General features: G+C 62.6%; 15 protein-coding genes. 9 read left to right on the top strand and 6 right to left on the bottom strand.

From position 1 onward, the window contains the following. Position 1 precedes the first annotated feature (1 nt). Positions 2 to 895, top strand: a complete 894-nt coding sequence (locus tag X760_RS45615) for a carbohydrate ABC transporter permease (RefSeq protein ID WP_023717433.1) — start codon at positions 2 to 4, stop codon at positions 893 to 895. 97 nt (positions 896 to 992) lie between these two features. On the opposite strand, the gene X760_RS45610 is transcribed toward X760_RS45615, so the two are convergent. Further along, positions 993 to 1,979, bottom strand: a complete 987-nt coding sequence (locus X760_RS45610) for an alpha/beta hydrolase (RefSeq protein WP_023717432.1) — start codon at positions 1,977 to 1,979, stop codon at positions 993 to 995. 146 nt (positions 1,980 to 2,125) lie between these two features. Between X760_RS45610 and X760_RS45605 the strand changes: the two genes are divergently transcribed. From X760_RS45605 to X760_RS45575, 7 genes are all read left to right on the top strand, one after another. Beyond that, positions 2,126 to 2,857, top strand: coding sequence for a competence/damage-inducible protein A (locus X760_RS45605; RefSeq protein WP_023717431.1), 732 nt, complete (start codon positions 2,126 to 2,128; stop codon positions 2,855 to 2,857). Between the two features lie 95 nt (positions 2,858 to 2,952). After that, the gene (locus tag X760_RS45600) at positions 2,953 to 3,786 is read left to right on the top strand and encodes a universal stress protein (RefSeq protein WP_023717430.1); all 834 of its coding nucleotides are present in this window, start codon (positions 2,953 to 2,955) and stop codon (positions 3,784 to 3,786) included. Between the two features lie 127 nt (positions 3,787 to 3,913). Beyond that, positions 3,914 to 4,414, top strand: coding sequence for a xanthine phosphoribosyltransferase (gene gpt, locus X760_RS45595; protein ID WP_023674762.1), 501 nt, complete (start codon positions 3,914 to 3,916; stop codon positions 4,412 to 4,414). 200 nt (positions 4,415 to 4,614) lie between these two features. Continuing rightward, complete coding sequence (locus X760_RS45590) at positions 4,615 to 5,103, top strand: NUDIX hydrolase (RefSeq protein ID WP_023717429.1); 489 nt, start codon at positions 4,615 to 4,617, stop codon at positions 5,101 to 5,103. A gap of 657 nt (positions 5,104 to 5,760) precedes the next feature. Further along, the gene (locus X760_RS45585; protein ID WP_023717428.1) at positions 5,761 to 9,525 is read left to right on the top strand and encodes a vitamin B12-dependent ribonucleotide reductase; all 3,765 of its coding nucleotides are present in this window, start codon (positions 5,761 to 5,763) and stop codon (positions 9,523 to 9,525) included. A 6-nt stretch (positions 9,526 to 9,531) separates the two neighbouring features. Further along, positions 9,532 to 9,735 (top strand): type II toxin-antitoxin system HicA family toxin, encoded by a 204-nt coding sequence (locus tag X760_RS45580; protein ID WP_031193524.1) that lies wholly within the window; start codon positions 9,532 to 9,534, stop codon positions 9,733 to 9,735. Between the two features lies 1 nt (position 9,736). Then, on the top strand, positions 9,737 to 9,943 hold the full coding sequence (locus X760_RS45575) for a type II toxin-antitoxin system HicB family antitoxin (RefSeq protein ID WP_023717426.1): 207 nt from the start codon (positions 9,737 to 9,739) through the stop codon (positions 9,941 to 9,943). Between the two features lie 169 nt (positions 9,944 to 10,112). Here the strand turns inward: X760_RS45575 and X760_RS45570 are convergent, their stop codons facing one another. After that, positions 10,113 to 11,099: an IS5 family transposase gene (locus X760_RS45570; RefSeq protein WP_023717425.1), complete on the bottom strand. Its 987-nt coding sequence runs from the start codon at positions 11,097 to 11,099 to the stop codon at positions 10,113 to 10,115. Between the two features lie 88 nt (positions 11,100 to 11,187). Beyond that, positions 11,188 to 12,207 carry a GH25 family lysozyme gene (locus tag X760_RS45565; RefSeq protein WP_023717424.1) on the bottom strand — a complete coding sequence of 340 codons (1,020 nt, stop codon included), beginning with the start codon at positions 12,205 to 12,207 and terminating at the stop codon, positions 11,188 to 11,190. Positions 12,208 to 12,458: 251 nt separating this feature from the next. Between X760_RS45565 and X760_RS45560 the strand changes: the two genes are divergently transcribed. Next, entirely contained in the window at positions 12,459 to 13,373 is a 915-nt protein-coding gene (locus tag X760_RS45560; RefSeq protein WP_023717423.1) for a hypothetical protein, read from the top strand. Positions 13,374 to 13,386: 13 nt separating this feature from the next. Here X760_RS45560 and X760_RS45555 read toward each other — a convergent pair whose 3' ends face one another. From X760_RS45555 to X760_RS45545, 3 genes are all read right to left on the bottom strand, one after another. Beyond that, positions 13,387 to 13,599 carry a hypothetical protein gene (locus X760_RS45555; protein WP_023717422.1) on the bottom strand — a complete coding sequence of 71 codons (213 nt, stop codon included), beginning with the start codon at positions 13,597 to 13,599 and terminating at the stop codon, positions 13,387 to 13,389. A 118-nt stretch (positions 13,600 to 13,717) separates the two neighbouring features. Beyond that, complete coding sequence (locus X760_RS45550) at positions 13,718 to 14,116, bottom strand: GFA family protein (protein WP_023717421.1); 399 nt, start codon at positions 14,114 to 14,116, stop codon at positions 13,718 to 13,720. A 195-nt stretch (positions 14,117 to 14,311) separates the two neighbouring features. Beyond that, positions 14,312 to 15,268: an alpha/beta hydrolase gene (locus X760_RS45545; RefSeq protein WP_023717420.1), complete on the bottom strand. Its 957-nt coding sequence runs from the start codon at positions 15,266 to 15,268 to the stop codon at positions 14,312 to 14,314. Between the last annotated feature and the right edge of the window lie 9 nt (positions 15,269 to 15,277).

Below are 15,277 nucleotides of genomic sequence, written 5' to 3'. Positions count from 1 at the left end.
CATGACCGCGATCGAAACGAGCAAACGCCCCGAACTCGACGAAGGCGGCATGGGCTACCTGCAGAGTGTGCCGCGCCGCGTGGTGACGGTTTACCTGCCGTTGCTGATATTCGTCATCGTGCTGTTGTTTCCGTTCTACTGGATGACGATCACGGCGGTTAAGCCCAACCTCGAGATGACCGACTACGCCAATTTCAATCCATTCTGGGTGGTGCATCCGACGCTCGAGCATATCCGCTATCTTCTCTTCGAGACGTCCTATCCGGGCTGGCTGCTCAACACGATCATCATCTCGACCGCCGCCACTTTCCTGTCGCTGCTGGCAGCAGTGTTCGCTGCCTATGCGATCGAACGCTTGCGGTTCTCCGGGGCGCGGCAGGTCGGCCTCGCGGTGTTCCTGGCCTATCTCGTGCCGCCGTCGATCCTGTTCATTCCGCTGTCGGTGATGGTGTTCAACCTTGGGCTTTACGACACGCCCTTCGCGCTCATCCTCACCTATCCGACCTTCCTGATCCCGTTCTGCACATGGCTGCTGATGGGTTACTTCCGCTCGATCCCGTTCGAGCTGGAGGAATGCGCGCTGATCGACGGGGCGAGCCGCTGGCAGATCCTCACCAAGATCGTGCTGCCGCTGTCGGTGCCGGGCCTGATTTCCGCGGGCATCTTCGCATTCACGCTGTCATGGAACGAGTTCATCTACGCCTTGACCTTCATCCAGTCGTCCGAAAACAAGACTGTGCCGGTCGGCGTGCTCACCGAACTGGTGCGCTCGGACGTCTATGAATGGGGGGCGCTGATGGCGGGAGCGCTGATCGGCTCGCTGCCGGTGGTGGTGCTCTATTCGTTCTTTGTCGAGCACTATGTTTCCTCGATGACCGGAGCCGTGAAGGAATAAGTTCGGAGGTATTCCCAGCGGCCGGGATGTCCCGAGGCACCCTGCCGGCCGAGGCTGCGGCGGGTTGCACACCTTTGCGTGAGGTTCCGGGAGGGTGTCAGCTGCTGGTGTCGGACTTCGGCGCAAATGCGCGGTCGGCAATGCGTTCGATGAAAGCGACGACCCGTTCCGGCCCGACGAATTGTGGCATATGGCCAAGCCCCTCGACCGGCTCGAAATCGAGCCCGCTGATCTTTTCCATCAGCGGCCAGCCATGGATATCGATGCCCAGCACGACGTCGGAAGCACCAAACAGAATGCCAGCCGGCATGGTGATCTCGCGATAGCGTTGCTCGATACGGCCAAGGTCGTGCTCGATGGCCACGACATCGGTCGACGTTGCATAGAAATGGCTTGGCCTGAGCCCGCACCAGCCGCCGCCCTCGACCATATAGTCGGCCGGCGTCGCCTGCGGCGCGAAAATGAAGGCCAGCGTGCGTTCTGCGTATCTGAGAGCCGCCGGGATCGCCACCGTGTGAGCCATGATCCGGCGCCGCAGCGGCGACTGAATGTATAGCGGGCCGAACTTCTCGCGCGCGTCCGGCTCCAGATGGGTCAGCGGCGCCAGCAAGGCGATACCGGAAACCGCCTCGGGATGCTCGACAGCCAGCGTCAGCGCGATGGCGCCACCCAGCGAATGGCCGACGATCAGCGGCTTTTGCAGTCCAAGCGCCTCGATAAAATGCCGCACGATCTCGGCCTGCTCGGGTAGCCGCCCGCTGGCGCCCCTGGCCCGCACCGAATAGCCGGAACCCGGACGGTCGAGCGCGATCAGCCGATAGTTCGGGCCGAACCGTCCGAACAGCGTGTGGCGGAATTGATGAAGCTGCGCGCCAAGGCCGTGCAGGAAGACGATCGGCCGCCCCTCGCCCATCTCGAAATAATGGATGCGATTGCCGTCGATCTCGATGAATTTACCGCTGGCCGGCACCAGCCTTTCGGCTTTCGCCGCAATCCGCAGCGTCGCCAGCACAGGATAAGCTGCCACGACGAGCGCCAGCAGAAACAGCGCGCCGGGCAGCCATAGAAGAATCGATACCGGCATGTTCTTGCTCATGGCCCAAACCGGCGCAGCATCACCCGCCGAAGGTTCCACTGCAAGGGAGGTGGCACAGGCGGATCCGTCGTTTGGCGGCATTGCTGCCGGCCGTTCGCCGCGCTATCTCAGGCGACCCGTTGCCGGAGCCTGCCATGACCGAAATCGTCACCGCCGCCATGCTCGTCATCGGCGACGAGATTCTGTCCGGCCGCACCAAGGACAAGAACATCGGCCACCTCGCCGACATCATGACGGCGATCGGCATCGACCTGAAGGAAGTGCGCATCGTTGCGGACGAGGAAGACGAGATCGTCGCTGCGGTGAATGCGCTGCGCACCCCCTACAGCTATGTCTTCACCACCGGCGGCATCGGCCCGACGCATGACGACATCACCGCCGATTCCATCGCCAAGGCCTTCGGCGTGCCGTGCGAATACGACGCCAGGGCCTACGCCCTGCTGGAGGCAAGCTATGCTGCCCGCGGCATCGAATACACCGAAGCGCGCAAGCGCATGGCGCGGATGCCGCGCGGGGCAGACCACATCGACAACCCAGTGTCGGTTGCGCCGGGCTTTCGCATCGGCAACGTCCATGTCATGGCCGGCGTGCCGGCGATTTTCCAGGCGATGCTCGACAATGTCGTGCCGACGTTGCGGGCCGGCACCAAAATGCTGTCGGCCACCGTGGAATGTCCGTTCGGCGAAGGCCTGATCGGGGGGCCGCTGGGCGACATCCAGAAGGCGCATCCGGACACGATCATCGGCTCCTATCCGAAATATGGCGACGGCAAGTTCTGGACGGAACTGGTGGTGCGCGCCCGCAGCCAGCAGGCGCTGGACTCCGCACGCGCCGACGTAGAGGCTATGGTGGCGAGCTTGACCTGAGCAAGCAGGGTAGGCTGATCGGCCGGCTTGACGGAACCAGCATCGCGCAGTGACGTTTGTCACGAGTGGGATCGCCGTAAAACTGAGGGATTGCCATGCGCTTCAAGACCATCGTCGCCATATTGCAGAATGAACAGGACGCCGAGCGCGTTCTCGACTGCGCGATCCCGCTGGCCAGCCGGTTCCAGAGCCATCTGATCGGCATTCATGCCGAGGCGCTGCCCGTGCCCTACACCTCGGCCACCGGCTTTCCGGACACCGAGTTCCTGCAGGTTTCGGCCGACATGAACCGGGAGCGCGCCGAGAAGTTGCAGGCGGCCTTTCACAAGCGCGTCGAGAATTCCGGCCTGTCGTTCGAGTGGCGCAGCCTCGAGAGTTTTTCCGGCGACAGTGCGCTGACCGGCATCTCGACCGTTCGCACCGCAGACCTGATCATCGCCGCGCAGCGCGAATCGAGCGGCGATCCGAGCGCCGACGTCGACACGCTGGTCTACGATGCCGGCCGGCCGGTGCTGGTGGTGCCGCATTCGGGTCCGCTGGTCACCAGCTTCAAGCACGTGCTGCTCGCCTGGAACGGCAGCAAGGAGGCCGCGCGCGCGGCCTTCGATGCCCTGCCCTTCATCATCGAGGCCGAGAAGACGGACATCGTCGTCATCGACCCGCCGGATACGCTCGAAGAGGCGCCGGAAACGGCCGGCGCCGAGATCGCCGCCTCGCTGTCCAGGCACGGCGCCACCGTCAGCGTCTCGGTGCTGAGGTCCGGCGGCGCCTCGGTCGACGACATCATCCAGACCAGGGTCGCCGAATCGGGCGCGGACCTGCTCGTGCTCGGCGCCTACAGCCATTCCTGGCTGCGCCAGCTGCTGTTCGGCGGGGTGACGCGAACGGTGCTGCGCACCGCGCCGGTGGCGGCTTTCCTGTCGCGGTAAGTTCATAGAGATCACGGGTTGGACAATCGCTTTGCCGCGCCCTTGCCAAGGCCAAGCCTTTCCAGTTAATTCCGCCCGCATTCCATAGTGTCTGCGCGCGATGCGCGCTTTGCGGAGTGCGCGAAAGATGTCCCTGCCCGAAAAAGCCTTCCCGGTCTCCTGGGACCAGTTCCACCGCGATGCACGCGCGCTCGCCTGGCGGCTTGCCGGCGCCAACAAGGGGCAATGGAAGGCAATCGTCTGCATCACGCGCGGCGGCCTGGTTCCGGCCGCCATCATTTCGCGCGAGCTCGGCATTCGCATCATCGAGACGGTCTGCGTTGCCTCCTATCACGATTATACCAGCCAGGGGCAGCTGCAGGTGCTGAAGGAGGTCACCCCAGCGCTGCTCGCCGATGACGGCGCCGGCGTGCTGATCATCGACGACCTCACCGACACCGGCAAGACGGCAGGAATCGTGCGCGCGATGATGCCCAAGGCTCATTTCGCCACCGTCTATGCCAAGCCGAAAGGCAGGCCGATGGTCGACACTTTCGTTACCGAGGTCAGCCAGGACACCTGGATCTATTTTCCCTGGGACATGGGCTTCACCTACCAAAAGCCGATCGCCGACGACCACGCCGGCTGATTCGCGGTAACGCCGCTTCCGTCGGAAGACAGCGTCGAGCACTCCTTGAAGGAGTGTCCCCGGCACACGATATTTCCTTAATCGACCCCCATTGGAGTGGTTAACCAGTCCACATGAAGTTTTTTACTTTTATTGCTTATGATTAGCCGTAAGATTCACGAGACGGCAAATGATTCTGGGAGCTGGGGCAAGCTTCTCCGATGTTGACGAGGCCAACGACGCACAACCATCTGGCCGAAAGAGTCCGGCGGCTCTTCGGCACGGCGCCGTGCCGCCTTCAGGTTGCAGCGCTGCCCTGGCGCGATAGCGGCGACAGCGTCGAAATCATGCTGATCACCAGCCGCGATACCGGCCGCTGGGTGCTTCCCAAGGGCTGGCCGGAAGCAAAGGAGCCGCTTTGCGAAGCAGCGGCGCGCGAGGCCGGCGAAGAGGCCGGGCTGCGCGGCACGATCTCGCATCATGAGGCCGGCCGCTATTTCTATGCCAAGGTGCTGGCCTCCGGCGAGGAAGTGCCCTGCGAGGTGCTGGTGTTTCCGCTGCACGTCGACAAGGTCGCCGACCGGTGGAAGGAAAAGCGGGCGCGCATCCGCAAATGGGTCAGCGCCGCCGAGGCGGTACGCATGGTCAACGAGCCTGACCTCTGTCAGATCATCGCCCATTTCGGTGCCGACCCGCATCGCTTCAACTGAGTCGGCACATGGCTTCCGAGTCGGCATGGTCTTCGCTGCGGCCAAGGGCCTTCGAGCGTCGGCACCAGGCTTGTGGCTGCAAAAACGGAAATCAGCGCGCTTCTGTCCCCGTTATCCACATATGTGACACACAAGATGTTGGGGTCATAAAAGCTACGCAAACGAATCCTTGACGGCGCAAAACGAGTCGCCTTTTATAGGCCATGCGCTCCTGTTGAGAGTGCGACCGGAAAAGTTTCGAGGCCGGTCTTTTTCCCGGAATATGTGCGTTTTGAGCCGCATTCCCGCCTGTTTACGAGGCCGGCGAAGGCGTGGGATTTTGAAGCCTTGGGTGGCGAAAGGGGAGGATTGTCGGACTTGAATAAATTGTCTGTTAATACTATATTTAGTGTTTGCAGGTAGGTTCGACGCTAGATAATGTGAATTTCCCTCGATTGAGGGTGTTGCAAAAAGTTTTCAGTTTTGAGGGACCCACAGGGTCCGTGAGCGCGCTGGACAGCGACCTCGCAAGAGGCTCGACCGGCAGGGCGGCGGAGACTGTGAGGATGAGAGCCGGGCGGTTTTCGAACGCCGGCAGACGGCGGACACGCGCGTTTCGTCAAGAGGGCAGAAATCCTCTGGGAAAAGCGCTATATATAGACAAAAGGGACCGGACCAATGCGCATCGAGCGTCGTTTCACCAAGCCAGGACAATCCGCCTACGCGGAGATCGAATTCCGCAAGGCGCTTTCCGAGATCAAGAATCCGGATGGCTCGGTGGTGTTCCGCTTGGACAACATCGATGTGCCGGCTCAGTTCTCCCAGGTTGCCGCCGATATCCTGGCGCAGAAATATTTCCGCAAGGCTGGCGTCCCGGCACGGCTGAAGAAGGTCGAAGAGACGCAAGTTCCCTCCTTCCTGTGGCGCTCCGTCGCCGACGAGGCCGGACTGGCCAAGCTGCCGGAAGCCGAGCGCTACGGTTCCGAGACCGACGCCCGCCAGGTCTTCGACCGGCTTGCCGGCACCTGGACCTATTGGGGCTGGAAGGGCGGCTACTTCAAATCGGAGGAAGACGCGCGCGCCTTCCGCGACGAGCTCGCCTATATGCTGGCCACCCAGCGCGTCGCGCCGAATTCGCCGCAATGGTTCAACACCGGCCTGCACTGGGCCTATGGCATCGACGGTCCGAGCCAGGGCCATTTCTATGTCGACCCGTTCACCGGCAAGCTGACCAAGTCGAAGTCGTCCTACGAGCATCCGCAGCCGCATGCCTGCTTCATCCAGGGCGTGCAGGACGACCTCGTCAACGAGGGCGGCATCATGGATTTGTGGGTGCGTGAGGCGCGCCTGTTCAAATACGGTTCCGGCACCGGCTCCAACTTCTCGTTCCTGCGCGGCGAAGGCGAAAAGCTGTCGGGCGGCGGCCGCTCGTCGGGGCTGATGAGCTTCCTCAAGATCGGCGACCGCGCGGCGGGCGCCATCAAGTCGGGCGGCACGACGCGTCGCGCCGCGAAAATGGTCATCGTCGACGCCGATCATCCCGATATCGAGGAATTCATCGACTGGAAGGTCAATGAGGAGCAGAAGGTCGCCTCGCTGGTCACCGGCTCGAAGATCGTCAAGAAGCATCTCGAAGCGATCATGAAGGCCTGCATCAACTGCGAAGGCAATGGCGACGACTGCTTCGACCCGGCGGTCAACACCGCGCTGAAGCGCGAGATCAAGGCAGCCAAGAAAGACGCGGTGCCGGAGAACTACATCTACCGCGTCATCCAGTTCGCCAGGCAGGGCTACACCTCGATGTCGTTCAAGACCTACGACACCGACTGGGATTCGGACGCCTATCTCACCGTTTCCGGCCAGAATTCCAACAATTCGGTGTCGCTGAAGGACGATTTCCTGCGCGCCGTCGAGCAGGATGGCGACTGGCATCTCACCGCCCGCAAGGACGGCAAGGTGCTGAAGACGCTGAAGGCGCGCGATCTCTGGGAAAAGATCGGCTATGCCGCCTGGGCGTCGGCCGATCCCGGCCTGCATTTCAACACGACGATGAACGACTGGCACACCTGCGCCTCGGCCGGGGCGATCCGGGCGTCCAATCCGTGCTCGGAATACATGTTCCTCGACGACACCGCCTGCAATCTGGCGTCGATCAACCTACTGCCCTATCGCAACGCCGACGGCACTATCGACATCGCTGCCTACGAGCACACGGTGCGGCTGTGGACCATGGTCCTGGAAATCTCGGTCATGATGGCGCAGTTCCCGTCGAAGGAGATCGCCAAGCTTTCCTACGAGTACCGCACGCTCGGCCTCGGCTACGCCAATATCGGCGGCCTGCTGATGACCTCGGGCATTCCCTATGATTCCGACGAGGGTCGCGCCATCTGCGCCGCTCTCACCGCGATCATGACCGGCACCGCCTATGCCACCTCGGCCGAAATGGCCGCCGAGCTCGGCGCCTTCCCCGACTACGACCGCAATGCGCAGAACATGCTGCGCGTCATGCGCAACCACCGCCGCGCTGCCTATGGCGAAAGGGACGGCTACGAGAAGCTTGCCGTCAACCCGGTGCCGCTGGTCGCCTCGGATCTCAAGCAGCAGGACCTTGCCGACCATGCCAAGGCTGCCTGGGACCGCGCCATCGAGCTCGGCGAGGAGCATGGCTACCGCAATGCGCAGGCAACGGTGATCGCCCCGACCGGCACGATCGGCCTGGTGATGGATTGCGATACCACCGGCATCGAGCCCGACTTCGCGCTGGTGAAATTCAAGAAGCTCGCCGGCGGCGGCTATTTCAAGATCATCAACCGTGCGGTGCCCGAAGCGCTGCGCACGCTCGGCTATTCCGAGAGCCAGATCGCCGAGATCGAGGCCTATGCCGTCGGCCACGGCAATCTCAACCAGGCGCCGGGCATCAACCCCGGCTCGCTCAAGGCAAAAGGCTTTACCGACGACAAGATCGCAGCACTCAATGCCGCGCTGAAGTCGGCCTTCGACATCAAGTTCGTCTTCAACCAGTGGACGCTGGGCGCCGACTGGGTGAAGGAGACGTTTGGCTTCACCGATGAGCAGCTCAACGATTTCTCGTTCGAGATGCTGCCGGCGCTGGGTTTCTCGAAGAAGGACATCGAGGCCGCCAACATCCATGTCTGCGGGGCGATGACGCTGGAAGGCGCGCCGTTCCTGAAGGCCGAACACCTGCCGGTGTTCGACTGCGCCAGCCCGTGCGGCAAGATCGGCAAGCGTTCGCTGTCGATCAACAGCCACATCATGATGATGGCGGCGGCACAGCCCTTCATCTCCGGCGCCATTTCCAAGACCATCAACATGCCGAACGACGCGACGGTGGAAGACGCCAAAGGCGCCTACATGCTGTCGTGGAAGCTGGCGCTGAAGGCCAACGCGCTCTATCGCGACGGCTCGAAGCTCTCGCAGCCGCTCAATGCCTCGCTGCTCGCCGATGGTGAAGAGGACGACGACGAAGCCGTCGAGCAGCTGATCGCGGCACCGGCCGCACAGCGCGCCGTTCAGGTGACCGAGAAGATCGTCGAGCGCGTCGTCGAGCGTCTCTACCGCGACCGCGAAAAACTGCCGAACCGCCGCAAGGGCTATACCCAGAAGGCGGTCGTCGGCGGCCACAAAGTCTATCTCAGGACCGGCGAGTTCGACGACGGCCGTATCGGCGAGATCTTCATCGACATGCACAAGGAAGGTGCCGCCTTCCGGGCGATGATGAACAACTTCGCCATCGCCATCTCGCTCGGCCTGCAATATGGCGTGCCGCTCGACGAATATGTCGAGGCCTTCACCTTCACCAAGTTCGAGCCGGCCGGCATGGTGCAGGGCAACGACGCCATCAAGAACGCCACGTCGATCCTCGACTACGTGTTCCGCGAACTTGCCGTCTCCTATCTCGGCCGCCACGACCTCGCCCATGTCGACCAGTCGGATTTCGACAAGACCGCACTCGGGCGTGGCATCAACGAAGGCAAGGCGACGCCCTTCTCCAAGGGTCTCACCCGCGGTGCCTCGCCGGTCAAGCTGGTGTCGGGCATGGGCGCCGAGCCCAAGGGTTTTGCCGGTTCGGGCTCCGGAATTCCGGCCCGTACTGCACCGACCGCCTTCTCCGGCTCCAACGTGCTGACGCTGAAGCCGGCAAGCGACGAAGCCATCGCCTACAAGCGCGACTATGAGGAACGCGCCAGGGAACCGGTCGAGGACATCGTCTACGCGGAAGCGTCCGACCCGACGGAGCTGTTCACCGACGAGGCGGCGAAAGAAGCAGCCGAAGCCAAAGCGCTCGCCGCCAACCGGCGCCAGCAATCATTGATGCAGGGCTACACCGGCAACGAATGCTCGGAATGCCACAATTTCACGATGGTGAGGAACGGGACTTGCGAGAAGTGCGACACTTGTGGGGCGACGAGCGGGTGTAGCTGAGGAAAGATGCCGCCTCGGCTCACGGTCCGCGAAGTCATTCGCTTGCTGGAGACCGATGGCTGGTATCTGATTGCAACTAAGGGCAGTCATCGCCAATATAAGCATGAAATCAAAGCCGGTCGCGTCACCGTGGCCGGCAAGCCGTCTGAAGAGGTTGCGCCAGGTACACTGAACAGCATCCTCAAACAGTCCGGTCTGAAGGAGCGATGACATGCGATACGCGGTGGTGATTGAAAAAGCTGGAAACAATTTTTCCGCCTATGTGCCGGATCTGCCCGGCTGCATCGCCACCGCTGCAACTGTGCCTGAAGTGGAAGCCGAAATCCGCGACGCAATACGCTTTCATATCGAAGGCCTGCGTGCCGATGGACTGGATGTGCCCAAAGGTGTCAGCCTGGCGGAATATGTAGAGGCGTAGAAGCTGCGTATTCCCTTCTCCCCTTGTGGGGCCTTTGCAGAGAAGGCGCATAGATATGCGATTTGAGGCATATATGCTTTTTTGAGCGTCGGAGAGCGCTGCTTGGCCGTTCAGCGCGGCATTTTTCAGGATAATCGGCTCATCCGGCCGATTACGGACGGACTCCTGCTTATGCCGGCTTCTCGCCAGGCGGATGGAGGGTGCTGACCATGCGGCGCAGGTTGTAGGCGCAGGCCGCCAGCATGCACTGCGTTCGGTTGGCGGCGAGGTTGAAGAAGCGCAGGCGCCGCATGGCATAGCTCTCCTTGAACACGGCGAAGGGTCGCTCGACCGCCGCCCGCACCTTGGCGATCAGCTGGTTGCGCCGCTTCTGGCGCGGCGGCAACTCGGGATGATGTTTGTTGGGCCGCCGCATCAGGCGGTCCTTGATGCCTGCCTCGACCAGCCGGGCATGTCTGGCGTGGGTATAATAAGCCTGATCGCCATAGACCGCCCTTTCATCGCCGCTGATCAGTGCGTCGGCCGGCTCGGTGTCGGTGACCGAAGCGTCGCTCACCTCGACGCGCCGGATCAGCGTATGATCCTGGTCGACGCCGATGTGCATCTTGTAGCCGAAGGTGCTCTTCTTGCCCTTCTTACCCCAGCGCGCATCCTTGTCCGCCGATGGCTTGACCGGGCCCTGGTGGCCCTTCTTGGGCTGTTTCGGCGGGCGGCCGCGAGCTTGCAGGAACGAGGCATCGACCAGCGTGCCGCGCTTGACGATCAGGCCCTTGTCCTCAAGCTGGCGGTTGATCTCCTCGAACACCTTGTCGATCAGCCGCTCGCGCGTCAGCTCCTCGCGGAAGCGCCACAGCGTCGAATGGTCGGGCGTGCGGTCCGAAAGGCTGAAGCCGGCAAAGCGGCGGAACGACAGCCGGTCGCGGATCTGTGCCTCAAGCGCTGGATCGCTCAGCCCATGCCATGCGCCCAACAAAAGGCAGCGCATCAGCACTGGCGCCGGATAGCTGGCCGTGCCCGGCCCGGCTCCGCTGCGTGCGCCCAAAAGCCCGTCGATCGGACCCCAGTCGATCTCCTTCGCAACAAGATCGAAGATCGTCTCATCCGACACCGCAAGGCCGTCCGCCAAGCTCAATTGACCAAGCACACGATCAACCATCCGCGAATCTCCCGTAGCGACCACGCCACAGAATCACCAATCCGATTCTGTGCAAAGGCCTCACAAGGGGAGAAGGAAGGAGCTGCCGCTACTCCGCGTCGGCCACCATCTGCCGTCCGCCAGTCCAGTCGCGCCAGGCCCTCTCGTCGCCATGGAACACGTTGAGGTCGATGCGGCCTCTCACACCGTGCGACAGGCCGGAGCCGGAATATTGCCAGAACAGCCATTTGCGGCCGGGATAGACCTTTGACGGATGCGCCGCCACGGCGCGCAGCCAGAATGGATAATCTGGGAATGCGCCGCGCAGATTGTCGCGGTAGAAGTCGGGCGCGGTGTAGATGATCGGCCGCTGGCCGTAGTGGCGCTCGAGCTTGTCCATGAACACCTGCATCTTCTCCAGCACCTTTTGCCGGGACGGGCGGCGCTTGCAGCTGGATTCGCCGTTCCACTCGACGTCGATCACCGGCGGCAGCGCACCCTCGACCCTCGGCACGTTGCGGATGAACCAGTCCGCCTGCTCGCCGGCGGTGCGGCACCAGTAGAAGAAATGATAGGCGCCGCGCTTCAGGCCGGCGGCGTCGGCATTGCGCCAGTTCCTGGTAAACATCGGGTCGATATGATCGCCGCCGTCGGTCGCCTTGATGTAGGCGAAATTGGCGCCCTGGGCGCGCAGCTTTTGCCAGTTCACATTGCCCTGCCAGCGCGAAACGTCGACGCCATGGACGGCAAGGCGCCTTGGCGAGGAGGACTTGCCGAAATTGATCGGCTTGGCGTCGCGAAAACCATAGCGCGTGACCGGCTCGGCAAGCATTGCCGGTGCTGCGCGTGTCGGCCGCTTCGGCGGCGATACCAGGGCAATTGGTTCGGCCGGCGGTTCGATGCTTTGGTCGGGCGCCGCCAAAGCAACCGGCTGCTCGTCCTGCTCCTGTTGCGCGAAGGCGGGCGCGGCGTCAGCTATCGCTGCCGAGGCGATCGGCGCGGGTGGCCGCACAACCGAGCTGGTGGTCTCGCTGGACGGCACTTGCAGCGCATCGACGCTGGAGGTCGACGTGCAGCCGGCAAGGCACAGCGCTGCGATCGAGAAGATGACGACGCCTGATAACCGCATCTGGACCTGTACGCAAAACACAACAGACCGAAGGCAGGACAACGCCGCCGGACAAACCAAGCTGGATTCCTAACAAGAAACTACCAACAAAGTTTGAATCGAATTATTAGGGCTCTCGTCGAGACGTCGGCGGGACGGAGGCGCGCTATCCCTCCAACGTTTGGCCATGTCGCTGCCTCCGCTTGACAACTCATGGCATGAGATTAGTCTCTACTAATCTTACGGTGTAAGGCACTACTTGGGAGGAAGTTATGCAGCCCGCCGCCCTGTCAGAATTGCAGCCCTTAGTCACGCCGGAGCCACGCTCGCCCGCCATCGGGATCGACGAGATATCCGGCGATCTCAGCCGCGTCATCGAACGCGCTGAGGTCGATGCCTGGCTCGATCTCTATCGCGCCGCCCCGGCAGACTTTGCCGCAAGGCAAGGCCTAGCCATCGCCGAAGAGGGCGATCTCGTCTGGACCACCTGCACGACGATCCCGTTCATCCATTTCAACTGCGTCAAGAACCTTGGTGTCGATAGCGCGGCCACCGAGAGCCGGCTCGATACGCTTCTGAGGCATTATCGCGACGCCGGCATTCTGCGGCCCTGGTTCTACACCAACCCACACACCGAGCCCGCGACGCTCAGCTGCTGGCTCGAGGCGCGCGGCCTGCAGCGTCAGGGAGGCTGGGAACGCATCTTTCGCGACGCCACGCCGTTGCCAGCGGAGCCGCTTTTCCCGACGGAGGATGTCTCGGTCGAGCGGGTGACGCCGGCAACGGCAAGGGAATGGGCTGGGTTCATCGACAGCCAATACCGGTTGCCGACCTCACCGTGGTTACTGGCGCTGGCCGGCCGGCGCGGCTGGCGCCATTACATGCTGCGGCGGGACGGCGCGGTGGCGGCGGTGCGCTCGATGTTCATCGGCGCCGACGGCATGGCCTGGAGCGGCATCGACGCGCCGGTGCCCGGCATCATGGCGCCGAGCTTCGATCTCGATGCAATGCTCGGCGAAGCGATGGTGCGCGACGGACTTGCGGCCGGTGCAAAACTGTTCGTGGCCCATATCGAGGCGCCGCAAGCCGAACGCGACGGGCCGGCCTATCGCAACTATGCACGTCTCGGCTTCAAACTCGCTTATTTCCGCAGCCATTACAGCTATTTGCCGGCAAATTCCGGCTAACCGCTTCAAGACCCTAGCCGCACAGCCACAGCTTGTGGCAGGTCGTGGCCATCAGGTGGGCCGGCGGTACAAAACGATCGTTGACCGCCACATCATCGTCCGCCCGGCGGACCTTTTCTTCGAGCAGCGTGCGAAGTTCTGCCGGTTGCACGCGGTCGCGCTCCATCACCAGCTTGATCATCGGATCGCTCAAGAGTTCGTCCAGGGTGTTGATGCTGTCGTTCATTCCGTCGCCTCCTCGACTGCCGCCCGCACGCAATAGATAGGCAGCAATGATGGCCCGCCAATGACGCTTTGCCGGCTATCTCGTGTCGCTTTGGATTAAATTTTGTCCAGATTTCACCTCAAACCGGAGGTGGCGCGCCTTCATATTGCGGCAGGCCGTCGTCGATCTGCACCCAGGGCTGCTTCGAGGCGGTCCAGATATGCATCTCGGGCCTGAACACTGAGGGGTCATCGAGCGAGCCGGTGGTGACGCCGATGATGCCGGCGGAATCGCGCCGGGAAAACATCGTCGTGCCGCAGCGCGGGCAAAAGCCGCGCTTGAGATCGGGCGAGGAATTCACCATCGCCAGCGGTCCGTCGACCGTCACATCGTCGATACGGAACAGCATGCGCGCGTTGAAGGCGGCACCCAGCGCCTTCTGGCACAACCGGCAATGGCAGACGCGCTCATTGATCGGTGCTGCCTCGGCGCGGTAGCGCACCGCGCCGCACAAACACCCGCCCTGATACCCAGCCATCGCCCGTTTCCCTGCCTGTGAGGATAGGCGGCATACCTATCGATAGGCGCGGTAGCGTCAATTGAAAAGCTTTGATGGCGCCATCTATAGCTGTGATGCGACCGATACACGACTGGCCGATGCGCCGCGCCAAGGCCTCATTGACGAAATGCCGGCCGTCTCGCGGGAGACGGCCGGCAGACAATTGACTGCGTGTCAGTTCGTTTCGTTGACGACTTCGTCCCAGGTCTTGACCTTGGTCTCGCCATTGAGGAACGGCAGCGCGGCAGCTGTGAGCTCCGGCGCGAAGAACACATCGTAGTGGGTGCGGTTCGGCACGATCGCCAGGCGGTTCTGCGACAGGTTCTCGCGCATCCAGCCGGCGTCCTTCAATCCGCCGCCGAGCATCTGGTAGAATTTGATCTCGTGCTCGGGCCGGTACATGTCGCTGTCGCCGAACACCAGCATCACCGGCATTTTCAGCTTCGGCACGTCGGCGGAATAATCGTAGTCCTTGCGCATATAGGCGCCAAGTTGATCGAGGAGTTTCGGAAAATCCTCCGGATGCGGCGCAACGGCGACGTAGGATTTGTACATCGGCGTGTCCTTCATCATGTCAGCCATCGCCGCGCCGACCTGTGCCTGCTGGCCACGCATCTCGGCATAGAAGCCGTCCGCGGCGTAGGGGGTCGAGACCAGCACCAGCCGGCGCACCGCCTCGGGATGCTGCACGGCCATGCGGAAGGCGACGCCGCCACCCAGCGAATAACCCATGACGTCGACCTTGTCGTAGCCGAGCGCCTTGACGATCGCCGCCATGTCGTCGCCCATCGCCTCCAGGCTGAGCGGCCGGTCGCCGAGTGCGGTGCGGCCATGGCCCTGCAGGTCGACGCCGATGACGGTGCGGTTTTCGGTAAGCTTCGGCAGGATCGGCGCGAACATATCCGTCGTGCCGAGCCCGCCATGCAGCAGAAGCAGCGGCTCGCCCTTACCATAGACGGCGTAATAATAGTTCAAACCGTTGATCGGCAGCAGGCCGGATTTTTCCGGCTTCGGCAATGTTGCGGTTGCGGTCGTCATGGCGGGCTTGGCCTCCTCAGCGTTGATGGTGCCCGGCGCCGCAAACAGCGCGGCGGCCGAAGCGAAAATGGCGAAAAATATCGATCTGGACATGTCAGTCTC

The sequence above is a fragment of the Mesorhizobium sp. LSHC420B00 genome (genome assembly GCF_000503055.1).
Lineage (GTDB): Bacteria > Pseudomonadota > Alphaproteobacteria > Rhizobiales > Rhizobiaceae > Mesorhizobium.
This window is presented reverse-complemented; position numbering and strand designations above follow the sequence as displayed.